Raw genomic sequence first — 22,638 nt, 5'->3', positions numbered from 1 at the left:
CGGCCCGGCCGAACCGCCCGCCACCGCCACCGAGCGCGCGCTGGCGGCCATCCTCACCGACGTGCTGGACACCGAGCAGGTCGGGCGCCACGACGAATTCTTCAACCTCGGCGGCGACAGCATCCTCGCGGTGCGCCTGGCCGCGCGGGCGCGCGACGCCGGACTGCCGCTGACCCCGCGAATGGTGTTCGAACATCCCGTGCTGCATGAGCTCGCGGCCGCGCTCGACGCCAAGCCGGGCGCCGAAACCGGCTCGCACGACACCCATCACGCGCCGATGAGCACGTCGGGGCTCTCCGCCGACGAACTGGCGGCCCTCACCTCGTCATGGGGTGGTCAGCCGTGACCCGGGCCGAACAGCGACCCGCCGTCGAGGACGTGATGGCGCTGAGCCCGCTGCAGCAGGGGCTGTTCGCGATGACGAGCTTGACCGATCCCGGCGCCGGCGACCCGTATGTCATCGCGATGGCCGCCGACGTGGCGGGTCCGCTCGACGTCGCCCTGCTGCGCGACTGCGCCGCGACGATGCTGACCCGGCACCCGAACCTGCGGGCGAGCTTCGTGCACGGCAACCTCAGCCGCCCCGTGCAGGTCATTCCGAGCGCCGTCGAGGTGCCCTGGCGGCAGGTCCGGGCCGCGCCCGACGAGGTCGAGGCCCTGGAGGGCGAGGAGCGCCGGCGGCGCTTCGACCTGGGCCGCGGGCCGCTGATCCGGTTCCTGCTCGTCGAATTACCGGACCGGCGCTGGCATCTGGTCATCGTCGCGCATCACCTCGTGATCGACGGGTGGTCGCTGCCGCTTTTCGTTTCCGAACTGCTCGCCCTGTATCGCGCCGGCGGCGACAGCGCCGCGCTGCCGCCATCGCCGCGGCCGTATCGCGACTACATCGGCTGGCTGGCCGGCCGGGACCAGGCGGGCAGCCGGGCGCGGTGGGCCCAGCACCTGGCTGGCCTCGACGGGCCGACCCTCCTGTCACCGGCGCTGACCGCCACCCCGCCGCAGGCGGGCATCCCGCGGCGCACCACGCTGCGACTCGACCGCGACGCCACCACCGCGCTCGCCGCGGCCGCCCGCGCGCGCGGCGTCACGCTCAACACCCTGGTTCAAATGGCTTGGGCGGCGCTACTTTCGGTCTTGACCGATCGCCGCGATGTGACCTTCGGGGTGACCGTGTCCGGCAGGCCCGACGAACTGTCGGGCGTGGAGACGATGATCGGCCTGTTCATCAACACCGTGCCGTTGCGGGTGCGGCTGGACCCCCGCAAGACCGTCGGGGCGCAATGTGCAGCCCTGCAACGGGAATCCGCCGCATTGCGCGACCACAGCTACCTCGGGCACGCGGAGTTGCGCGCCCTCGCCGGCATCGGCGAGATGTTCGACAGCCTGCTGGTGTACGAGAACTTCCCTCCCGGCGCCGTGGTCGGCGCCACCGAATTCGCCGCGAACGGCGCGACGTTTCGCCCGTCGACGTTGGAGAGCGTGTCGCACTTCCCGGTGACCATCGCCGCGCACCTGTGCGCGGGCGAGCTCACCGTGCTGGTGGAGGTGCTCGACGGCGCGCTGGGCACGATGGCGCCCGACGGCCTCGGCGGGCGGCTGCTGGCGACGCTACAGCGCTTGGTGGACAAGTGGGACTGCCCCCTGCGCGAGGTCGACATCCTGCTGGACGGCGAGCACCGCCCGATCCCGCCGGACGCGCGCGCGAACCCGGTCGCGGTGCACACCCGGATCGCCGAAATCGCGGCGTCGCAACCCGATTCGGTGGCGATCGGCTGGGCCGACGGCCGGCTGACCTACGGCGAACTCGACGCGCTCGCCGACCGGGTGGCCGCCGCCCTGAGCCGAGACGGGGTGGGCGGCGAGACCCCGGTCGCAATCGCGCTGCCGCGGGGCCCCGGCTACGTGGNGCCGGGCGAGATCGTCGCGGCGCTCAATCGACACGACGGGGTGCGCGGCGCCCATGTGACGGCCCGCGGCCATGCCAGCGGGCCGCGGCTCACGGCGTACGTGGCGGGTGGCCCGAATCCGCCGGCGGTGGCCGAATTGCGCTCGATGCTGCTCAAGCGGCTGCCGCGCTACCTGGTGCCCCACCACATCATCGTGCTCGACGAGTTGCCGCTGACACCGCACGGCAAGATCGACGAAAAGGCCTTGGCGGCAACCGGTATCGCGGCGGACCTGGCCGTCCCGCCCGAGACGGCGACCGAGGCGGCGCTGGCCGAGGCGTTCACCGACGTCTTGGAAATCGCCGAGGCCGACGTCACCGCCGGCTTCCTGGAAATGGGGCTGGACAGCATCGCGGCCCTGTCGGTCGTGCAGGCCGCCCGCCGGCACGGCGTCGCGCTGCGGGCCAGGCTGATGATGGAGTGCGACACCATTCGCGAGCTCGCCGCGGCCATCGACGAGGATGCCGAACGGTCCGCGCCCCCCGAGGCACGCGGCCCAATTCCGGTGCTGCCCAACGCCCATTGGCTCTATGAGTACGGCGATCCGCGCCGACTCGCGCAGACCGAAGCCATCCGGCTGCCCGACACCGTGCCGCGCGAACACCTGCGCGCCGCGCTGGCCGGCATCCTGGACGGCCACGAGGTGCTGCGCACCAGGCTGGATCGGGCCGCCATGACGCTGGTGGAAGGCCCGGCCCGCAGGACCGTCGCAGACATCCTCACCGAAGTCGAGGTCGAGGACCTGCACGCGGCGGTCACCGCGCAGGCGGCCGCCGCCGTCGAGCGGCTCGACCCGGAGCGGGGAACCCTGCTGGCCGCGGTGTGGCTGCGTGAGCCGAGCGGCGCGAGCNCCGCGTGGCAGCCGTTGGCCGCGTTGCTCGACGGCCACGCGGTGCACATCATCGACGACGAGGGCCAGCGCGACGCCGAGGCGCTGGTCGCGGCGATCGACCGGTTCGCCCTGGACATGATCGACACCACGCCATCGATGTTCGCCCAGCTGCACACCGCAGGGCTGCTGCGCCGGGTGCCGCTGGCGGTTCTCGCGCTCGGCGGCGAAGCGCTGGGCAGCACGGCGTGGCAAGCGATTCAACGCGAATGCGCCCGCACGGCGATGACCGCGTTCAACTGCTACGGGCCCACCGAGACCACGGTCGAGGCCGTCGTCGCCGCCATCGACGAGCACGCGCGACCGGCCATCGGGCGCCCGACCCAAACCACCCGCGCCTACGTGATGGACGCCTGGCTGCGGCCGGTGCCGGACGGTGCCGCCGGCGAGTTGTACCTGGCCGGCGATCAGCTGACCCGCGGCTACCTCGGGCGAGCGGCCGAGACCGCCGGACGGTTCGTCGCCGACCCGCACGGCCGCGGCGGCCGGATGTACCGCACCGGAGATGTGGTGCGCCGCACGCCCGACGGCGGCCTGGAGTTTCTCGGGCGCAGCGACGATCAGCTCAAGATCCGCGGGTTCCGCGTCGAGCCGGGCGAGATCGTCGCGGCGCTCAATCGACACGACGGGGTGCGCGGCGCCCATGTGACGGCCCGCGGCCATGCCAGCGGGCCGCGGCTCACGGCGTACGTGGCGGGNTGGCGCGCGACCTGGTCGTCCGCACCGCCGTGGTCGACGCCGACGTGAGCTTGCGTCTGCTGAATTCCCAAGAGCCCCTGCCCGATCTGCTCGTCGCCGCCACCGCCGCGATGCTGACGGGCTGGCGGTGGGCACGGGGCCAGGCCACGCCGCCGGCCCTGCTCGCGCTGGAAACCCACGGCCGCGCCGACGCGCTGCTGGACGAGCCGGGCGCACGCGCCACCGATACCGGCGACACGGTCGGGCTGCTCAGCTCGATCTACCCGATGCGGGTCGATCCGGCGCGCCCCGTCTCCGCACAGCTCGCCGAGATCCCCGGCGACGGGATCGACTACGGGCTGCTGCGCTACCTGCGCGCCGACACCGCCGAGCAGCTCGCCGGCTTCCCGAGCCCGCAGCTGCTGCTGAACTATCTCGGTGCCGCCCACACCGGCGGCGGCACCGAGTTGCGCCTCGAACGCGAGCTACTCGCCGATGTGTCACCGGTGCCCGAGCCCGACCTCGCGGTGCGCCACGAGCTCACCATCCTCGCCGTCGTGCTCACCGTCGGGGAGCAGCGGATGCTGGCCGCGCAGTGGCGCGCGCTACCCGACATCCTCGACGACGCGGATCTGGCTGCGCTGCAACAACTGTGGACAGACAACCTCAGGAAGGTGGCGACATGAGCACCCTTGCGATCCTGGGCGCCGGCGCCAAGGCGGTGGCCGTCGCGGCCAAGGCATCGGTGCTGCGCGAGATGGGTGTCGAGGTCCCCGAGGTGCTCGCCGTCGAACGCATCGGCGTCGGGGGCAACTGGCAGGCCAGCGGCGGCTGGACCGACGGGGCGCACCGGCTGGGCACCAGCCCGGAAAAGGACGTCGGGTTCCCCTACCGCTCGGCGCTGGTGCCGCGCCGCAATGCCGAACTCGACGAGCGGATGACCCGCTACAGCTGGCAGTCATACCTCATCGCCACCGCGTCGTTCGCCGAATGGATCGACCGCGGCAGGCCGGCGCCCACCCATCGCCGGTGGAGCCAGTACCTTGGCTGGGTCGCCGACAAGGTCGGCCTGAACGTGGTGCACGGCGAGGTAGAACGCCTCGCCGTCGACGGCGACCGCTGGGCGCTGCACACCCACGAAACCACCGTGCATGCCGAGGCTTTGATGATCACCGGCCCCGGCCAGGCCGAGAAGTCGCTGTTGCCCGGCAATCCGCGGATGCTCTCGATCGCCCAGTTCTGGGACCGCGCCGCCGGCGACGATCGGATCAGCGCCGAGCGGGTGGCGGTGATCGGCGGCGGCGAGACGGCCGCGTCGATGCTCAACGAGCTGTTCCGGCACCGGGTTTCGACGATCACCGTCATCTCGCCGCAGGTGACGCTGTTCACCCGGGGCGAGGGCTTCTTCGAGAACTCGCTGTTCTCCGATCCCACCGACTGGACGGCGCTGACGCTCGACGAACGCCGTGACGCGCTGGCCCGCACCGACCGCGGGGTGTTCTCGGCCAACGTGCAGGAAGCGCTGCTGTCCGATGATCGCATCCGCCACCTGCGCGGCCGGGTCGCCCATGCGGTGGGCCGCGACGGGCAGATCCGGTTGACCCTGTCCAGCAACCGCGGCAGCGAAAACCTGGAGACGGTGCACGGTTTCGATCTGGTCATCGACGGCTCCGGCGCCGACCCGTTGTGGTTCACGTCGCTGTTCAGCCAGGACGCGCTAGATCTGCTCGAACTCGGCATGGGTGGCCCGCTCACCGCCGACGGACTGCAGGAGGCCATCGGCTACGACCTGGCCGTCACCGACGTCGCCCCAAAGCTGTTCCTGCCCAACCTGTCCGGGCTCACCCAGGGCCCCGGCTTCCCCAACCTGAGTTGCCTCGGGCTGCTGTCAGACCGGGTGCTGGGCGCCACGGCAGGTTCTGTCAAACACCGAACGAGGAGCAGAAATGATGAGCACCAATCCCTTCGATGACGACGGCGGCGCGTTCTACGTGCTGATCAACGACGAGGAGCAGCACAGCCTGTGGCCGGCGTTCGCCGAAATCCCGACCGGCTGGCGCGTGGCGCACGGCGAGGCAAGCCGGTCGGCGTGCCTGGACTACGTCGACGAGAACTGGGCCGACATGCGGCCGAAGAGCCTGCGCGAGGCCATGGCAGCCGGCCGAGCACCCGTCGTGCCCGTACCGTGACCCGCCCGAGACCAAGAACCGCAGGCGTGGGGGGCACAATCACAACTCTCAGTCATTAGGGGGAGGACCTGACCATGAGAATGAAATCCTTGACTGCCGGCGCGGTGACCCTGGCCGCAATGGGCGCGGCCGGCACCGGCGTGGCATCCGCCGCGCCACTGCCGCAGGATCCGCCGCCGGCGCCCGGGCTGCCCAGCCCGGACCAATTGTCGACCCTGTGCACCCAGGCCACCGATCCGGGCGTGTCGTATACGACGAAGACCAACCTGGTCGAAAACGGCATCGCTCCGGACGAGGGCCACGTGGCCGACCACGACCTGAGGAAGGCCTACCGCAACGGAAACTTCCCCGAGACGTTCGCCGTGACGAACATCGCGCCGGCCGGACCGAACATGGCCCAGGCCGACGTCGCCATCTCGGGTCCGAAGTTCGCCGGGCCGGTCGAGAAGCACCTCGTGTTCGTCAACCAGGGCGGCAACTGGATCCTGCAGCACGACGCCGCGATCGCCCTCATTCAGGCCGCGACGGCGACGAACTAGCAAAGCCGAGCGTCGTGTGCCCCACACAGTGGGCGCACAGGCTGCTCACATGGTGGGGTCGTAACGTCACGGTGCGCGGAACCGAAACAAGAGTCGAAAGACGCACACGGGCACCGTCCGTCGACGGGTGCCCACCTGAGGGGGGACCATGAAAACCGTTAAATTCTTCGCCGGCGGCGCGGCAGCGCTGGCCGTCATCGGGGGAGCGGCCGCCGGCATCACGTCCATCGCGGCTCCGGGCGAGTCGCCCTCGGTGCGGCTGATCGCTGTCGGTGCGCCGTTGCCGCAGGATCCGCCGCAGGCGGTGAACGTGCCGACGGCCGATCAGTTGACCGGCCTGCTGACCAGCCTCGCCGACCCCAGTGTTTCGTTCTCCAACAAGAGCAATCTGGTTGAAGGCGGGATCAGCGGGCTCGAAGCGCACGTCGCCGACAAGAAGCTGCAGAAGGCGGCCAAGAACGGCGACCTGCCGTTGGCGTTCGACGTCACCAACATCCAACCGGCCACGGCCGGGTCCGCGACGGCCGACGTGGCGGTCTCGGGTCCCAAGCTCGCGTCGCCGGTGACCCAGAACGTCACGTTCGTGAACCAGGGCGGCTGGGTCCTGTCGCGCGCCTCGGCGATGGAGTTGCTGCAGGCCGCCGGTCAGTGATCGGCGCGCACGCCGCGCAGGTCTAATTTGGCGATCCGGTCCGGGTCGGCCAGCACATCGATCGCCGCCACCAGCCCGTCGCGCACCACGAATCCCATGATCGCCGTGGGCCGCCCCTCGACGAACACGACCGCGCCGGCGGCGCCGTTGACGATGGCGGGGCGCACCTCGCGCTCGGGCCCCGCGTAGCCGCGGGCGAGTCTGGCCACCGAGGCCGCACCGTCGGCGCGGAAGCCCGCGGCGCCCCGGCCGAAGTCGCCCCGCAGCACGACGTCGGGATGCAGGACCGATACCAGCCGGTCGAAGTCACCGGCGCGGCCCGCGGCGAAGAAGGCGTCGACGGCCTCGCGCTGCGCGGCGACGCTCCCGTCGGGGGCCGGCTCGGCCCGCTCGATGCNCGCGTGGTCAGCGCGGCCTCCGGGGTGCCCGGCCTCGTCACGCGCCGCCGCCCTTCTCCGGTAGCGCGCACACCCGGTCGCCGGAGAAGCCCGACGATCCGATGCCGAGCGCGATGTTGAACCGGGCGCGCATGTTGCCCAGGGTGATGACGTGGGTGAGCGCGACGAGCTGGGCGGTATCGAAGTGGGCGCGCAGCGCGTCGAAGAGCTGATCGGTCACCTCGACCGGGGTACGGCTCATCGCGGTGGCGTACTCGAGGATCAGCTTGTCCAGCTCGGAGAAGCAGGAGGCGTTCCGGTAATCCGACAGGGCCAGCAGTTCCTCGTCGGTGAGCCCCCACTGGCGTGCGATCTGCGAACCCAGGTCGATGCAGTACTCGCAGCGCACCGTGGTCGCCGACTTCAGCTCGGCCAGCGCGCGGTGGCGCGGACTGAGGACGTCCAGCTTCGACTCCGCCTGCTCGAGCTTGCCGTAGGCGCTGAGCAATCGGGGGATGTGCGCATACATCCGCAGCGGTTCGAGCATCCCGGCGGTCTCGAGCCCGGTCATCTGCGCCAGCTTGCGCTTGGTGAAGAAGAAGGCGATCCTGGCGCCCAGGCCGGCGTCGCGGTCGGAGACTCCCTGAAGGCGAGGCATGGCGGTCCTCCTTTGAACGTGGTCCTTGCTACGTCGACACCCGGCGACCCAGAAATGTGACCGCGGCAAAAGAGTTACGTCTGGTGGCTCAGCGGCATGTCCATGTCGAACACCCGGGCGTGCAGCACGGTGCGGTTCCGCAGCGCGGCGCGCACCGCACGGTGCAGACCGTCCTCGAGGTAGGTGATGCCCCGCCACCGCACCGCGTGCGGGAAAAGATCGCCGTAGAAGGTGGAGTCCTCCGACAGCAGCCGGTCCAGCGCCAGCACGGTCGTCGTCGTGACCAATTCGTCCAGCCGGATCTGCTGCGGCGGTATCTGGGACCAATCCTTGTAGGACAGCCCGTGCTCGGGGTACGGCTTGCCGTCGCGCACGCCCTTGAAAATCATTGGCGGATCGTCTCTGACGCATCCCCCGGGCCCGACGAGTACATGGGGGACAGGCTAACCCGGCTGGTGGCTGCCCGCGATCGCCGCCAGACGCCGCGAATGGCGGTGAGAACCTGTTGACACCGTAAAATGGACCCGATCAAGGAGGTGGGAGCCGATGGGAAGTGCCGACGAGCGTCGCTTCGAGGTACTGCGCGCCATCGTCGCCGACTTCGTCTCCACCCAGGAGCCCATCGGTTCCAAGTCGTTGGTGGAGCGCCACAACCTCGGCGTGTCGTCCGCAACGGTTCGCAACGACATGGCGGTGCTGGAGGCCGAGGGCTACATCACCCAGCCGCACACCAGCTCCGGACGGGTGCCCACCGAAAAGGGCTACCGCGAGTTCGTGGACCGGCTGGCCGACGTCAAGCCGCTGTCGTCGGCCGAGCGGACCGCCATTTTGAGCTTTCTGGAATCCGGCGTCGACCTCGACGACGTGCTGCGCCGCGCGGTGCGGCTGCTGGCGCAACTGACCCGCCAGGTGGCAGTGGTGCAGTACCCGACGCTGTCGACGTCGACCGTTCGTCACCTGGAGGTGATCGGACTGACCCCGGCCCGGCTGCTGATGGTGGTGATCACCGACTCCGGCCGGGTCGACCAGCGCATCGTCGAACTCGGCGACGTCATCGACGACCATCAGCTGTCCCAGTTGCGCGAGATGCTGGGCCAGGCGCTGGTGGGCAAGAGGCTCGGCGCGGCGTCCACCGCCGTCGCCGACCTGGCCGGCGAGCTGCACGGGCACAGTGGGCTGGCCAACAGCCTCAGCGACGCCGTGGGCCGCTCGGCGACGGTGTTGCTGGAGTCGTTGGTGGAGCACACCGAGGAGCGCCTGCTGATGGGCGGCACCGCCAATTTGACCCGCAACGCCGCGGATTTCGGCGGGTCGCTGCGCTCCATCCTGGAGGCCCTCGAAGAGCAGGTCGTGGTGCTGCGGTTGCTGGCGGCCCAGCAGGAGGCCGGCAAGGTGACGGTGCGTATCGGGCACGAGACCGCCGCCGAGCAGATGGCGGGCACCTCGATGGTGTCCACCGCCTACGGCACCTCCGATACCGTGTACGGCGGTATGGGTGTGCTGGGTCCTACTCGGATGGACTATCCGGGAACTATCGCCAGCGTGGCAGCGGTTGCTCTTTATATCGGCGAAGTTCTGGGTGCCCGATGACCGCGCACCCTGGTGTTTGTTGACGGCCGCATAACGGCGGCACAAGGAAGGTCAGGGCGTGGCACGCGATTATTACGGGCTGCTCGGCGTGAGCAGAAACGCCAGCGATGCAGAGATCAAGCGCGCGTACCGCAAGTTGGCGCGCGAGCTGCATCCCGACGTCAACCCCGATGAGGCCGCGCAGGCGAAGTTCAAGGAAATCAGCGCCGCGTACGAGGTGCTGAGCGATCCCGAGAAACGCCGGATCGTCGACCTGGGCGGGGATCCGTTGGAGAACGCGGCCGCGGCGGGCGGCGGGTTCGGCGGCTTCGGGAACCTCGGCGACGTGTTCGAGGCCTTCTTCGGTGGCGGTTTCAGCGGGGGTTCGGCCTCCCGCGGCCCCATCGGCCGGGTCCGGCCCGGTTCGGACTCGCTGCTGCGGATGCGGCTGGACCTCGAGGAATGCGCGACCGGCGTGACCAAGCAGGTCACCGTCGACACCGCGGTGCTGTGCGACCGGTGCCAGGGCAAGGGCACCAACGGCGATTCGGTGCCCGTCCCGTGCGACACCTGCGGCGGCCGCGGGGAGGTGCAGTCGGTGCAGCGCTCGCTGCTGGGCCAGGTGATGACGTCGCGGCCGTGTCCCACCTGCCGCGGCGTCGGAGTCGTCATCCCCGACCCGTGCCACCAGTGCATGGGCGACGGGCGGGTGCGGGCGCGGCGGGAGATCAGCGTCAAGATTCCCGCCGGGGTCGGCGACGGCATGCGCGTCCGCCTGGCGGCCCAGGGCGCGGTCGGGCCCGGGGCCGTCTCTTAGTCCCAGCTAGATGTGTATAAGTGACGNCGCCCGGGTCGACAAGGGGCTGCGCCGGTGGCGGGCCGTCGCCCGGTCGGCGGCCCGGCAGTCCCGCCGGGCGCACATCCCGCCCGTCCAGGGCGTGCTGTCCACCGCGGCGCTGATCGAACGGGTTCGCGGCGAGGTCGCGGCCGGGTCGGTGGTGCTGGCCCTGCACGAGTCGGCGACCGATCGCCTCGCGGATCACCATGTCGGCCAAGCGGATTCGGTGTTGCTGGTGATCGGGCCCGAGGGCGGCATCGCGCCGGACGAGATCGCCGCGTTGACCGCGGCGGGGGCGGTGGCGGTCCGGCTGGGCCCCCAGGTGCTGCGGACCTCGACCGCGGCCGCGGTGGCACTGGGCGCGCTGGGCGTGCTCACGCCGCGATGGGACCGACCTGCGGATTCAGACTGGGCGGCAAACGAACCATTGGGACAGGCTCCTGACCAGCGGTAGACTGGCAAGCCAGGATTTCACCACGTCAGACCCGACAAGGCAGGCATCGAAAACCACGTGACGCCCCGCGAGACCAGCGCTGCTGACACGGTATCGACCTCTCACGTTCGCAGCAGCATCAATGTTCCGCCCGATCTCGTCGTGGGCCTGCTTGGTTCCGCAGACGAGAACCTCCGCGCCCTCGAACGCACCCTGAACGCCGACCTGCACGTGCGCGGCAACGCCGTCACGATCTCCGGGGAGCCGGCCGACGTCGCGCTGGCCGAGCGGGCGGTCTCCGAGCTGGTCGCGATCGTGGCCGGTGGCCAGCCGTTGACACCGGAGGTGGTGCGCCACAGCGTCGCCATGCTGGTCGGCACCGGCAACGAATCACCGGCCGAGGTCCTCACCCTGGATATCCTGTCGCGCCGCGGCAACACGATCCGGCCCAAGACGCTCAACCAGAAGCGCTACGTCGATGCCATCGACGCCAACACCATCGTGTTCGGGGTCGGCCCGGCCGGCACCGGCAAGACGTATCTGGCCATGGCCAAGGCCGTGAACGCGCTGCAGACCAAGCAGGTCAGCCGGATCATCCTGACCCGGCCGGCCGTGGAAGCCGGTGAGCGCCTTGGCTTTTTGCCCGGAACGCTGAGCGAGAAGATCGACCCGTATCTGCGGCCGCTGTACGACGCGCTCTACGACATGATGGACGCCGAGCTGATCCCCAAGCTGATGTCGGCCGGTGTCATCGAGGTCGCGCCGCTGGGGTACATGCGCGGCCGCACCTTGAATGACGCCTTCATCGTCCTGGACGAGGCGCAGAACACCACCGCCGAGCAGATGAAGATGTTCCTCACCCGGCTGGGCTTCGGGTCGAAGATCGTCGTCACCGGCGACATGACCCAGATCGATCTTCCCGGCGGGGCCCGGTCCGGCCTGCGCTCGGCGGTCGAGATCCTCGACAACGTCGACGACATCCACATCGCGGAGCTGACCAGTGTGGATGTGGTGCGCCACCGGCTGGTTTCGGAGATCGTCGACGCCTATGCCCGCTACGAGGAGCCCGGCTCGGGGATGAACCGGGCGGCCCGGCGGGCCTCGGGTGCCCGCAGTCGCCGATGAGCATCGAGGTCTCCAACGAGTCGGGCATCGATGTGTCCGAGGTGGAGTTGGTCAGCGTCGCGAAGTTCGTGATCGCGCGGATGGACGTCAACCCGAGCGCCGAGTTGTCGATGGTGCTGCTGGACAGCGCGGCGATGGCCGACCTGCACATGCGCTGGATGGATCTGCCCGGGCCGACGGACGTGATGAGCTTCCCGATGGACGAGCTCGAGCCCGGCGGCCGCCCCGACGCGCCCGAACCGGGGCCGGCGATGCTGGGCGACATCGTGCTGTGTCCGGAGTTCGCCGCCGACCAGGCGGCCGCGGCGGGTCACACGCTGGGACACGAGTTGGCGCTGTTGACGATTCACGGCGTGCTCCACCTGCTCGGCTACGACCATGGCGAGCCGGCCGAGGAAAAAGAGATGTTCGCCCTGCAGGACCGGCTGCTGGAAGAATGGGTCGCCGAGCAGGTGGAGGCCTACCACCAAGATCGCCAGGAGGAGCGCGACCGCCGGTTGCTGGACAAGTCAAGGTATTTCGACAATTGACCGGCGTTTCCCAGCTGCTGGGCGCGATCGCCCTGATCGCCCTCGGCGGCCTCTTCGCGGCGATCGACGCCGCCATGAGCACGGTGTCGTTGGCGCGCGTGCAGGAACTGGTGCGCGAGGAGCGGCCGGGCGCGGTGTCGCTGTTCAAGGTGATGAGCGAGCGTCCGCGCTACATCAACCTGGTGGTGCTGCTGCGCATCACCTGCGAAATCACCGCGACCGTCTTGTTGGTGGTGTTCCTCTACGACAACTTCGGCATGAGGTGGGCGTTGTTCGGGGCGGCCACCATCATGGTGGTGACGAGCTTCGTCGTCATCGGAGTCGGGCCCCGCACCCTGGGCCGCCAGCACGCCTATTCGATTTCTTTGGTGACCGCGCTTCCGCTGCGGGTGATTTCGTGGTTGTTGATGCCGCTCAGCCGGTTGCTGGTGGTGCTGGGCAACGCGCTCACCCCCGGCCGGGGATTGCGGAACGGGCCGTTCGCCTCGGAGATCGAACTGCGCGAAGTCGTCGACCTGGCCCAGCAGCGCGGCGTGGTGGCCGCCGACGAGCGCCGGATGATCGAGTCGGTCTTCGAGCTCGGTGACACCCCGGCCCGCGAGGTGATGGTGCCGCGCACCGAGATGATCTGGATCGAAAGCGACAAATCCGCCGGCCAGGCGACCAACCTGGCCGTGCGCAGCGGTCACTCGCGCATCCCGGTGATCGGCGAAAACGTCGACGATGTCGTCGGCGTGGTCTACCTGAAAGACCTTGTCCAGCAGACATTCTCCTCGCCCGACGGGGGGCGGGACACCAAGGTGTCGCAAGTCATGCGCCCGGCGGTCTTCGTGCCGGACTCCAAGCCGCTGGACGCGCTGCTGCGCGAGATGCAACGCGACCGCAACCACATGGCCCTGCTCGTCGACGAATACGGCGCGATAGCCGGGTTGGTCAGCATCGAGGACGTGCTGGAAGAGATCGTCGGGGAGATCGCCGACGAGTACGATCAGGCGGAGACGGCGCCGATAGAAGACTTGGGCGACAAGCGATTTCGGGTATCCGCGCGGCTGCCGATCGAAGACGTCGGCGAACTGTACGACGTGGAATTCGACGACGACCTCGACGTCGACACCGTGGGCGGCCTGGTGGCTCTGGAATTGGGCCGGGTGCCGCTGCCCGGCGCCGAGGTGGTTTCGCACGGCCTGCGCCTGCGCGCCGAGGGCGGCCCCGATCATCGGGGAAGGGTGCGGATCAATACCGTCCTGCTGAGCCCGGCGGAAGCCGATGGTTCGACGTGACATCGAGCGTGCACTCACTGCGAAAAAATCGCGTCGAATTCGCACTCAGTGCACGCTCGGCGATGGGCGGCCATGACTGAATTCCGTTCGGGCTTCGTGTGTTTGGTGGGCCGGCCGAATACCGGCAAGTCGACGCTGACCAACGCGCTGGTCGGCGCCAAGGTGGCGATCACCTCGAAGCGGCCGCAGACCACCCGGCACACCATTCGCGGCATCGTGCACCGGCAAGAGTTCCAGATCATCCTGGTCGACACCCCCGGCCTGCACCGGCCGCGCACCCTGCTGGGCAAGCGCCTCAACGACCTGGTCCGCGACACCTACACGGAGGTCGACGTGATCGGGTTGTGCATCCCGGCCGACGAGGCGATCGGCCCGGGCGACCGGTGGATCGTCGACCAGATTCGTGCGGTGGCACCCAGGACCGCGCTCGTGGCCGTCGTCACCAAAATCGACAAGGTGCCCAAGGACCGGGTGGCCGCGCAGCTGGTCGCCGTCAGCGAGCTGGTCGGCGATTCGGCCGAGATCGTCCCGGTGTCGGCGGCGACGGGCGCACAGGTCGACGTGCTGATCGACGTGCTGGCCGCGGCGCTGCCCGCCGGCCCCGCCTACTACCCCGACGGTGAGCTGACCGACGAGCCCGAAGAGGTCCTGATGGCCGAGCTCATCCGCGAGGCCGCGCTGGAGGGGGTCCGCGACGAGCTGCCGCACTCGTTGGCGGTGGTGATCGACGAGGTCAATCCGCGCGAGGGGCGCGATGACCTGATCGACGTGCACGCGATTCTCTACGTCGAGCGGGACAGCCAGAAGGGCATCGTGATCGGCAAGGGCGGCGCACGGCTACGGGAAGTGGGGACCGCCGCGCGCGCCCAGATCGAGAAGCTGCTGGGCACCAAGGTCTACCTCGACCTGCGCGTCAAGGTCGCCAAGAACTGGCAGAGCGACCCCAAACAACTTGGTCGGCTTGGCTTTTAGAGAGGTTTGACCTCGGCGCGGATATCCGCCGCCGGCTCACCTACGCGACGGCGGCCCCCCGGCGGGCGGCGTGTCGGCACCGGCGTGCCACCACACCGGCGGCTGCTTGGTGGACCAGCCGCAGACGGCCTCCAGCTCGGCGGCCAGCGAGATCAGCAGGCCCTCGCTGTTTGCTGGGCCCATCAGCTGCACGCCGATCGGCAAACCTTCGGAGGTAAATCCCGCCGGCACGTTGATGGACGGCCATCCCAGCAGGTTCCACGGCCAGGTCAACGGGCACGCGGCGATCATGGCGCGGTCGGTGCCGAAGCTACCCAACCGGTCGAACGAACGCGCCAACGGCGGCGGCTCGGCGGTCGTCGGGGCCAGCACCACGTCGACGATGTCGAAGATCGAGCCCACCCGGCGCTGGTCGGCCGCCTCGTGGCGGCGCGCGCTGCGCAGAATCGCCTGCCCCAGCACCTGGCCCACGCGCAGGTTGGACACCGTGCGGGGATCCAGGATCACCCCGTCGCCCAGCCGTTCCTCCCAATCCCGCAGGCCCGCGGTGGACCGGGCCAGAAAGTTCCACGACAACCGCAGGCCGTAGTCGGGGTTGCCGGGCACGACCTTGTGGCCGAGCAGCTCGAGCTGCCTGCCGACGGCCCGCGTCGCGGCCAGGATCTCGGGGTGCAGCTTGGCGCGAAAACCGGTGTACGGGAACCGGGTCGACAGCGCGATGTTCAGCGGGCCGGGCGCCTTGCCGACATAGTCGGACGCCGTGATCGGGGGCGGCTTGTGCCGGTCACCCTCGACGTTGCCCGACGCGGCGTCGAGCACCAGCGCCGCATCGGCCACGGTGCGGGCCAGCACGCCGTTGACGGTGATGCCGTTGAACGCCTCGGGCAGCGGCCAGGTCGAGATGCGGCCGCGCTGCGGCTTGATGCCCACCAGGTGCGTCCACGCCGCGGGGATGCGGACGCTGCCGGCGCCGTCGGAGCCGATGGCGGCGGTGACCAGGCCCGCCGCGACGGCGGCCGCGCTACCCCCCGACGACCCGCCCGGGGTGTGCCGCCGCGACCAGGGATTGCGGGTGTGGCCGAAGCCGGGCCCGCTGGTGAACGGCCATTGGCCCAACTCGCAGGTGTTCGTCTTGCCGACGATCACGGCGCCGGCGGCCTTCAGGCGGCGCACCACCTCGGCGTCCTGGGTCGCGGGCGCGACATACCCCTCGGTGCCGAAGGCGGTGGGCACTCCCGCGACGTCGACGTCGTCTTTGACCGCGATCGGGATGCCCAGCAACGGCGCGGTGTCCCCGGCCGCGCGTCGCCGATCGGCCTCCGCCGCGTCGGCCAGTGCCGACTCGGTCAGCACCACCCGGAAGGCGTTCAGCGTCGGCTGGCTGGAATGGATGGCGTGCAGCGAACGGCTCACCAGTGTGGTGGACGTCACTGAGCGGCTGGCCAGCTGATATAGCAGGTCAGTCAGTGTGGGCAGGCGCTGACCGCCGGATCCGGAGATGGACCCGGTGCCCGCCCCGGAAGCGCCGATCACGGGGTACGAGACTAACGGCGCGGATACCCGCATTGTCGCGGCGGGGTGCAAAACTATGGTGATGCGGCTATATCGAGACCGAGCTGTGGTGTTGCGCCAGCACAAGCTCGGCGAGGCCGACCGGATCGTCACCCTGCTGACCCGCGACCATGGCCTGGTCCGCGCGGTGGCCAAGGGCGTGCGCCGCACCCGCAGCAAATTCGGCGCGCGGCTGGAGCCGTTTGCCCACATCGACGCGCAACTGCACCCCGGCCGCAATCTCGACATCGTCACCCAGGTCGTCTCCATCGACGCGTTCGCCACCGATATCGTCAGCGACTACGGCCGGTACACCTGCGGGTGCGCGATGCTGGAAACCGCCGAACGCCTCGCCGGCGAGGAGCGGGCGCCCGCCCCGGCGCTGCACCGGCTCACGGTGGGCGCGCTGCGCGCGGTGGCCGACGGGCGCCGGCCCCGCGACCTGTTGCTGGACGCCTATCTGCTGCGCGCCATGGGCATCGCCGGATGGGCGCCGGCGCTCACCGAGTGCGCCCGGTGCGCCACACCCGGCCCGCATCGGGCGTTTCACGTCGCCGCCGGGGGTAGCGTCTGCCCACATTGCCGCCCGGCCGGCTCGACCACCCCGCCGCCGGGTGTGCTGGATCTGATGGCCGCGCTGCACGACGGGGACTGGGAGGCCGCCGAGGCGTCGCCGCAATCGCACCGCGGCTACGTCAGCGGGCTGGTGGCCGCGCACCTGCAATGGCATCTGGAACGGCAGCTCAAAACGTTGCCGCTGGTAGAGCGGACATACCAGGCCGACCGCACGATCGCCGAACGGCGCGCAGCGCTGATCGGGCAGGATACTGCCTGTGGCTGAGCGCAAGCCGAAGGCGACCGACTTCCCGCAGCTGCCCCCCGCGCCCGACGACTACCCGGTCTTTCCCGACAAATCGACCTGGCCCGTCCCGTTCCCGGAGCTGCCGCCGTCCGCCGGCGGCGGCCCGCGCCGCCCCCCGCAGCACACCTCCAAAGCGGCCGCGCCGCGGATTCCGGCCGACCGGTTGCCCAATCACGTGGCCATCGTGATGGACGGCAACGGCCGCTGGGCCACCCAGCGCGGTCTCAGCCGGACCGACGGCCACCGGGCGGGCGAGGCGGTCGTCATCGACATCGTCTGCGGTGCAATCGAAATCGGAATCAAGTGGTTGAGTCTCTACGCGTTTTCCACCGAGAACTGGAAGCGTTCGCCCGAGGAGGTCCGCTTCCTGATGGGCTTCAACCGCGACGTGGTGCGCATGCGCCGGGTAAACCTCAACACGATCGGGGTCCGAATCCGGTGGGTCGGTTCCCGGCCCCGCCTGTGGCGAAGCGTGATCAATGAGTTGGCGATCGCCGAGGCGATGACGGACGCCAACGACGTGATCACCGTCAATTACTGCGTGAACTACGGCGGCCGCGCCGAGATCGCCGAATCCGCAAGGGAGATAGCCCGTTTGGTGGAGGCGGGCAGGCTCAAGCCCGACCGGATCAGCGAGTCGACGATCTCCCGTCACATGCAGCGGCCCGACATCCCCGACGTGGACCTGTTCTTGCGGACGTCGGGGGAGCAGCGGTCCAGCAACTTCATGTTGTGGCAGGCGGCCTACGCCGAGTACATCTTTTCCGACAAGCTGTGGCCCGACTACGACCGCCGCGACCTGTGGGCCGCGTGCGAGGAATACGCGGATCGCAATCGACGCTTCGGGAGCGCCTGATGCCATCACTGCACGAGCGGCTGGCTTCGATACTGCGCGACGCCCTTCCCATCGAGGAGGAGCCCGACGGCGCGCTGACGTTGCGCCACAACGGCACACTGGCCTCGTTGCGGGTGGTCAACATCGCCGAGGGCCTCGATTTGGTTTCGCTGACCCAGATCCTGGCCTGGGATCTGCCCCTGACCAAAAAGATCAGCGACCAGATCGCCAAGCAGGCGCACGAGTGCAACTTCGGCAGCGTGACGAAGGTCGAGAAGGTCAACCAGACGGCGGTGCAACGCAATTCGGGCAAGGGCGCGGCCAAAACCGCGGACGTGATGCTGCGCTACAACTTTCCCGGCGGCGGCCTGACCGACGACGCCCTGCGCACCCTGATCCTGCTGGTGCTCGATACGGGCGCCCAGATGCGTCTTTCGCTAACCAGTTAGGACACCGCCGCTTCGATCGGGTCGGCGGCCAGGTCCTCGCGGCCGCCGGTCCGCAGCAGCGACGGCATCGTGTCCGGGTGGTAATCGGCCGGACGGGTCGAGTCGACGAACCGGTCGACGACCTCGACGAAGCGGTCGGGGTGGTCGTGGAATGGCATGTGCCCGGAGTCCTCGAAGATTTCCATGCGCGAACCGGGCATCGCGGCATGCGCGGTGTGCGCGTGCTCCACCGGGATGATCAGGTCGTCCGCGCCCCAAATGATCTGCACGGGAACGGATTTCACGAGATAGCTGCGGTCCAGCATGGTGACGTATTGACCCCGCGCGTCCACCACTGACCGCAGGGTGCGCGCAAACGCCGCCAGCCCGTCGGCGTCCAGGAAGCCTTCGAGCAGACCGACGACCTCGGCGGCGTCGCGCCCGACCTTGGTCGAGCCCAGCACGGTCTGCACGGCGCGGCCGACCCGCCGGATCGCGGGCATCAGCCCGGGCGCGCGCAGCACGCCCAGCGCCTCGGCGCCCAGCGGCATTGCCGCCAACCGCAGCGCCAGGCTCACATCCTTCGCGACGCCGCCGGCGCTCACCAGCACGATGCGCTCCACCAGCTGGGGGTACTGATAGGCGAATTGCATCGCGACGCCGCCCCCGAACGAATGTCCGACGACGGTGACCCGGTCGATGCCGAGCACGGCGAGCAGGTCGCGCATGCCGTTCGCGAAGGCCGGCAAGGAGTAGTCGGCGTGGGGCTTGTCGGATTCGCCGTGGCCCAGCAGATCCGGCGCGATCACCGTGAACCGTTGTGCCAGCTTCACGTGCACCGCTTCCCAGGATTTGGAGTTGTCGCCGACGCCGTGGATCAACAGCAGGGCCGGTCCGGACCCCGCGATCCGGAAGGCGCGGCGGTAGCCATGGATCGTGCGGAACTGCAGTGCCGGGGCCTCGACCTCGCGGACCGGCCGCAGCTGGGGCGATAGTTCGTTGCGCATGGTGTGCTCGCTTCCCTCGAGGTGGTGTCTCGGCCCGTGGGCCACTCATGGGTAGGAGCACGCTGCGGACGCGTGTCGGACACTTTTTTCAGAGATTTTTCCCGGCCGCGGGGTCAGCCTAGGAGCGGCACAGGGCGCAGGTTCCGAAGATCTCGATGGTGTGGCTGACGTCGGAGTAGCCGTGCTTGGCGGCCACTTGCTCCGCCCATTCCTCGACCTCGTGGTCACCCACCTCGATGGTGGAACCGCAGCATCGGCATACGAGATGGTGGTGGTGATGTTCCGAGCACCTGCGGTAGACCGACTCGCCGGTGTCGGTGCGCAGCGTGTCGACCATGCCCGTTGCCGCCATCGACTGCAGCGTCCGGTACACCGTGGTCAGGCCGATGTTCTCGCCGCGGCGGCGCAGCTCGTCGTGCAGCTCCTGGGCCGAGCGGAATTCGTCCAAGGTCTCCAGCAGCGTGGCGATCGCGGCGCGCTGGCGGGTGGAGCGGACGCTGGCGCCGGTCACGGTGTGTCCTCGCTCGCGTGGGCGACCGCGTCGACGACGATGTGCGCCAGGTGGTGATCGGCGAGCCGATAGAGCACCTCGCGGCCGGACCGTTCGCCGGCCACCACGCCCGCCGCCTTGAGGATCTTCAGATGCTGGCTGACCAGCGGCTGCGGCACCCCGAGCGCGTCGACCAGTTCGTGCACGCAGCGGTGCGATTCGCGCAACTGCAGCACGATGGCGATCCGTACGGGTGCGGCCAGCGCACGCAACAGCTCGCCCGCGGCATCGAGGATCTCCCGCGGCGGTGGGACGGGGTATCCGGGAAACTCCGCGTGCGCGCCGGGGCCGGCCCCGCCATGCTCGTGGGCCATCACGCTCAGGTCGGATCCCGTCCCGCCGTCGGCGGCGGTCGGCACCGACGAGGAGGACGTCGCCATGGGAGAGTCACCACCTCGAGAAGTGCCGGATATTGGCCAGTGCCCGACGCGGGAATCGCGATCGGCCACTTCCCACTGTCACATGCGTGATGACGCATGTCAAAGATCGCGGCGCCGGTCGATACCATGGCTGATGTTTTGCGACTGGCGGTCCGCCGCCGGCCTGTCCGCCCGGACCTTCGAGAGGGAGTGCACAGCCCAGTGGCGTCCGTCATCGACACCGTAGTCAACCTGGCCAAACGGCGGGGCTTCGTCTTTCCCTCGGGCGAGATCTACGGGGGCACCAGGTCGGCCTGGGACTACGGCCCGCTGGGCGTGGAGCTCAAGGAGAACATCAAGCGCCAGTGGTGGCGCGCGGTGGTCACCGGTCGCGACGACGTGGTCGGGCTCGACTCGTCGATCATCCTGCCCCGGCAGGTGTGGGTGGCCTCCGGCCACGTCGAGGTCTTCCACGACCCGCTGGTCGAATGCCTGAATTGCCACCACCGGCATCGCCAGGACCACATGCAGGAGGCCTACGCGGCGAAGAAGGGCGTCGCCGAGCCCGATTCGGTCCCGATGACCGAGATCGTCTGCCCGGACTGCGGCACCAAGGGGCAGTGGACCGAGCCGCGCGAATTCAACATGATGCTCAAGACCTACCTCGGACCGATCGAGACCGAGGAGGGGCTGCACTATCTGCGTCCCGAGACCGCGCAGGGCATCTTCGTCAACTTCGCCAACGTCGTGACGACCGCGCGCCGCAAGCCGCCGTTCGGAATCGGGCAGATCGGCAAGAGCTTCCGCAACGAGATCACCCCCGGCAACTTCATCTTCCGGACCCGAGAGTTCGAGCAGATGGAGATGGAGTTCTTCGTGGAGCCCTCGACGGCGAAGGAATGGCATCAGTACTGGATCGACACCCGTCTGCAGTGGTACGTCGACCTGGGCATCGATCCGCAGAACCTGAGACTGTACGAGCACCCCAAGGAAAAGCTGTCGCACTACTCGGACCGCACGGTCGACATCGAGTACAAGTTCGGCTTCGTCGGCAATCCGTGGGGCGAGCTGGAAGGCGTCGCCAACCGAACGGATTTCGACTTGTCAACGCACGCAAAGCATTCCGGCGCAGACCTGTCGTTCTACGACCAGGTCACCGACTCTCGGTACACGCCGTACGTCATCGAACCCGCGGCCGGCCTGACACGGTCGTTCATGGCGTTTCTCGTCGATGCCTACAGCGAGGACGAAGCCCCCAACGCCAAGGGCGCCATGGAAAAGCGGACGGTGCTTCGGCTCGACCCGCGGCTGGCGCCGGTCAAGGCGGCGGTGCTGCCGCTGTCCCGGCACGCCGACCTGAGTCCCAAGGCCCGTGACCTGGCCGCGGAATTGCGCAAGTGCTGGAACATCGATTTCGACGACGCCGGCGCCATCGGACGCCGGTACCGGCGCCAGGACGAGGTCGGCACGCCGTTCTGCGTGACGGTCGACTTCGACTCGCTCGAGGACGACGCCGTCACCGTGCGCGAGCGCGACACCATGACACAGGATCGGGTCGCGATCAGCGCCGTCGCCGAGTACCTGGCGGTGCGCCTGAAGGGCTGCTAGGCGCCCCTTCCGCGCGGTTATTGCAATTGTGGTCTCTGCGTAATTTGGTGCTAATTGGCCGAATGGATCGAACGACTGAAATTGCGCGCGAATTTCTGTGACGGCTTTTTCCAGAATTTGCCGTTGCAATTCCGCGGAGCGTCCGGACGCTGCGAGCGGCGCGGCCGGGAATCCGCGCTGCTCCGACGGCCTCCGCTCGGTGGCCAGCGGGGTGGCGGCAAGCCGTGTTCGGATTGGATCAAGTTTGCGTTATTGATCCGGTCAAGTCTGCGTTCTCGATTGATTCAAGTTTAGAAAAATATGCGGTTTTTCGGTGATTTTTGCCTTACGATCCGGCCGTGGTGTCTCTTGATTTCCGGGGGATGAGGTCGTCGGCGCCGCTGGCTGTGTGGCGGTCCTGATGGTTCTCGATTTTTCCTGGTTGCCTCCCGAGATCAATTCGGCGCGGATCTTCGGCGGCGCGGGTTCGGGGCCGTTGTTCGGGGCGGCAGCGGCTTGGGACGGGTTGGCGTCGGATTTGTCGGGTGCGGCGTCGTCGTTTCAATCTGTGGTCTCCGGGTTGACCGACGGGCCCTGGGCCGGTCCGGCGTCGATGTCCATGGCTGCGGCGGCGAAGCCCTACGTCGGGTGGTTGAGCGCGGCCGCGGGGCAGGCCGAGGCCGCGGCGCTTCAGGCGCGCACCGCCGCGACGGCGTTCGAGTCCGCGCTGGCGGCGATGGTGCCTCCCGCGGCGGTGGCGGCGAACCGCGCCCAGCTGATGGCG

Annotated in this window: 21 protein-coding genes and 4 pseudogenes; 18 read left to right on the top strand and 7 right to left on the bottom strand. The window is 69.3% G+C overall.

What is annotated here, in order from left to right; all coding sequences use genetic code 11:
- The 6 genes and pseudogenes from BN4348_RS61590 to BN4348_RS45245 form a co-directional block, all read left to right on the top strand.
- A partial coding sequence (locus BN4348_RS61590; RefSeq protein WP_235852754.1) for a phosphopantetheine-binding protein occupies window positions 1-346 on the top strand: 346 nt, incomplete at its 5' end.
- Window positions 328-4,199: pseudogene (locus tag BN4348_RS45265) on the top strand (condensation domain-containing protein). The gene BN4348_RS61590 and the pseudogene BN4348_RS45265, both read left to right, overlap by 19 nt.
- Window positions 4,196-5,485 (top strand): NADPH-dependent L-lysine N(6)-monooxygenase MbtG, encoded by a 1,290-nt coding sequence (gene mbtG, locus BN4348_RS45260; protein WP_066914054.1) that lies wholly within the window; start codon window positions 4,196-4,198, stop codon window positions 5,483-5,485. The pseudogene BN4348_RS45265 and the gene mbtG overlap by 4 nt, the downstream one beginning before the upstream one ends.
- A complete protein-coding gene (locus BN4348_RS45255) occupies window positions 5,463-5,702 on the top strand; it encodes an MbtH family protein (protein ID WP_066914052.1) in 240 nt (79 codons plus the stop codon). Before mbtG ends, BN4348_RS45255 begins: the two co-directional genes overlap by 23 nt.
- 80 nt (window positions 5,703-5,782) lie before the next feature.
- Window positions 5,783-6,241, top strand: a complete 459-nt coding sequence (locus tag BN4348_RS45250; RefSeq protein WP_066914051.1) for a hypothetical protein — start codon at window positions 5,783-5,785, stop codon at window positions 6,239-6,241.
- A gap of 148 nt (window positions 6,242-6,389) precedes the next feature.
- Entirely contained in the window at window positions 6,390-6,893 is a 504-nt protein-coding gene (locus BN4348_RS45245) for a hypothetical protein (RefSeq protein ID WP_066914049.1), read from the top strand.
- Here BN4348_RS45245 and BN4348_RS45240 read toward each other — a convergent pair.
- From BN4348_RS45240 to BN4348_RS45230, 3 genes and pseudogenes are all read right to left on the bottom strand, one after another.
- Window positions 6,887-7,288, bottom strand: a pseudogene (locus BN4348_RS45240) (RNA polymerase subunit sigma-70); the annotation flags it as partial. The gene BN4348_RS45245 and the pseudogene BN4348_RS45240 sit on opposite strands and share 7 nt — an antisense overlap.
- Window positions 7,289-7,328: 40 nt before the next feature.
- Complete coding sequence (locus tag BN4348_RS45235; protein WP_066914048.1) at window positions 7,329-7,928, bottom strand: carboxymuconolactone decarboxylase family protein; 600 nt, start codon at window positions 7,926-7,928, stop codon at window positions 7,329-7,331.
- 74 nt (window positions 7,929-8,002) lie between these two features.
- Window positions 8,003-8,317, bottom strand: coding sequence for a type II toxin-antitoxin system VapB family antitoxin (locus BN4348_RS45230; protein WP_066914047.1), 315 nt, complete (start codon window positions 8,315-8,317; stop codon window positions 8,003-8,005).
- A 157-nt stretch (window positions 8,318-8,474) separates the two neighbouring features.
- Here BN4348_RS45230 and hrcA point away from each other — a divergent pair, with 157 nt between their 5' ends.
- The 7 genes and pseudogenes from hrcA to era all read left to right on the top strand — a co-directional run bounded on the left by hrcA (window position 8,475) and on the right by era (window position 14,675).
- A complete protein-coding gene (hrcA, locus tag BN4348_RS45225; protein ID WP_066914046.1) occupies window positions 8,475-9,518 on the top strand; it encodes a heat-inducible transcriptional repressor HrcA in 1,044 nt (347 codons plus the stop codon).
- 58 nt (window positions 9,519-9,576) lie between these two features.
- A pseudogene (locus BN4348_RS45220) lies at window positions 9,577-10,302 on the top strand (DnaJ domain-containing protein); the annotation flags it as partial.
- Window positions 10,303-10,336: 34 nt separating this feature from the next.
- Window positions 10,337-10,789, top strand: a pseudogene (locus BN4348_RS45215) (RsmE family RNA methyltransferase); the annotation flags it as partial.
- 57 nt (window positions 10,790-10,846) lie between these two features.
- Window positions 10,847-11,893: a PhoH family protein gene (locus BN4348_RS45210; RefSeq protein WP_066914042.1), complete on the top strand. Its 1,047-nt coding sequence runs from the start codon at window positions 10,847-10,849 to the stop codon at window positions 11,891-11,893.
- Window positions 11,890-12,423, top strand: a complete 534-nt coding sequence (gene ybeY / locus BN4348_RS45205) for an rRNA maturation RNase YbeY (RefSeq protein WP_066914041.1) — start codon at window positions 11,890-11,892, stop codon at window positions 12,421-12,423. Before BN4348_RS45210 ends, ybeY begins: the two co-directional genes overlap by 4 nt.
- Window positions 12,420-13,703, top strand: a complete 1,284-nt coding sequence (locus BN4348_RS45200) for a hemolysin family protein (protein ID WP_066914040.1) — start codon at window positions 12,420-12,422, stop codon at window positions 13,701-13,703. Before ybeY ends, BN4348_RS45200 begins: the two co-directional genes overlap by 4 nt.
- A 72-nt stretch (window positions 13,704-13,775) precedes the next feature.
- Window positions 13,776-14,675, top strand: coding sequence for a GTPase Era (gene era / locus BN4348_RS45195; RefSeq protein WP_066914039.1), 900 nt, complete (start codon window positions 13,776-13,778; stop codon window positions 14,673-14,675).
- A 36-nt stretch (window positions 14,676-14,711) separates the two neighbouring features.
- On the opposite strand, the gene BN4348_RS45190 is transcribed toward era, so the two are convergent.
- A complete protein-coding gene (locus tag BN4348_RS45190; RefSeq protein WP_066914038.1) occupies window positions 14,712-16,208 on the bottom strand; it encodes an amidase in 1,497 nt (498 codons plus the stop codon).
- A 61-nt stretch (window positions 16,209-16,269) separates the two neighbouring features.
- Here BN4348_RS45190 and recO point away from each other — a divergent pair, with 61 nt between their 5' ends.
- Genes recO through BN4348_RS45175 form a run of 3 tightly spaced genes read left to right on the top strand, consistent with a single transcriptional unit; the run spans window position 16,270 to window position 18,372 of the window.
- Window positions 16,270-17,067 (top strand): DNA repair protein RecO, encoded by a 798-nt coding sequence (recO, locus tag BN4348_RS45185; protein WP_066914062.1) that lies wholly within the window; start codon window positions 16,270-16,272, stop codon window positions 17,065-17,067.
- On the top strand, window positions 17,060-17,944 hold the full coding sequence (locus BN4348_RS45180) for a decaprenyl diphosphate synthase (RefSeq protein WP_066914037.1): 885 nt from the start codon (window positions 17,060-17,062) through the stop codon (window positions 17,942-17,944). The genes recO and BN4348_RS45180 overlap by 8 nt, the downstream gene beginning before the upstream one ends.
- Window positions 17,944-18,372 carry a hypothetical protein gene (locus BN4348_RS45175; protein ID WP_066914036.1) on the top strand — a complete coding sequence of 143 codons (429 nt, stop codon included), beginning with the start codon at window positions 17,944-17,946 and terminating at the stop codon, window positions 18,370-18,372. Before BN4348_RS45180 ends, BN4348_RS45175 begins: the two co-directional genes overlap by 1 nt.
- Here the strand turns inward: BN4348_RS45175 and BN4348_RS45170 are convergent.
- From BN4348_RS45170 to BN4348_RS45160, 3 genes are all read right to left on the bottom strand, one after another.
- Entirely contained in the window at window positions 18,369-19,358 is a 990-nt protein-coding gene (locus tag BN4348_RS45170; RefSeq protein ID WP_066914034.1) for an alpha/beta fold hydrolase, read from the bottom strand. The two genes, BN4348_RS45175 and BN4348_RS45170, sit on opposite strands and share 4 nt — an antisense overlap.
- A 118-nt stretch (window positions 19,359-19,476) precedes the next feature.
- On the bottom strand, window positions 19,477-19,869 hold the full coding sequence (locus tag BN4348_RS45165) for a Fur family transcriptional regulator (protein WP_066914033.1): 393 nt from the start codon (window positions 19,867-19,869) through the stop codon (window positions 19,477-19,479).
- A complete protein-coding gene (locus BN4348_RS45160) occupies window positions 19,866-20,288 on the bottom strand; it encodes an ArsR/SmtB family transcription factor (protein ID WP_211145730.1) in 423 nt (140 codons plus the stop codon). Before BN4348_RS45160 ends, BN4348_RS45165 begins: the two co-directional genes overlap by 4 nt.
- Window positions 20,289-20,477: 189 nt before the next feature.
- Between BN4348_RS45160 and BN4348_RS45155 the strand changes: the two genes are divergently transcribed.
- Together BN4348_RS45155 and BN4348_RS45150 are read left to right on the top strand one after the other, a co-directional pair.
- Entirely contained in the window at window positions 20,478-21,875 is a 1,398-nt protein-coding gene (locus tag BN4348_RS45155; protein WP_167670472.1) for a glycine--tRNA ligase, read from the top strand.
- Between the two features lie 400 nt (window positions 21,876-22,275).
- Window positions 22,276-22,638 (top strand): PPE family protein (locus BN4348_RS45150; RefSeq protein WP_142308814.1); only part of this gene is annotated, 363 nt, incomplete at its 3' end.

It is taken from the genome of Mycobacterium interjectum (genome assembly GCF_900078675.2).
Classification (GTDB): domain Bacteria; phylum Actinomycetota; class Actinomycetes; order Mycobacteriales; family Mycobacteriaceae; genus Mycobacterium; species Mycobacterium interjectum.
This window is presented reverse-complemented; position numbering and strand designations above follow the sequence as displayed.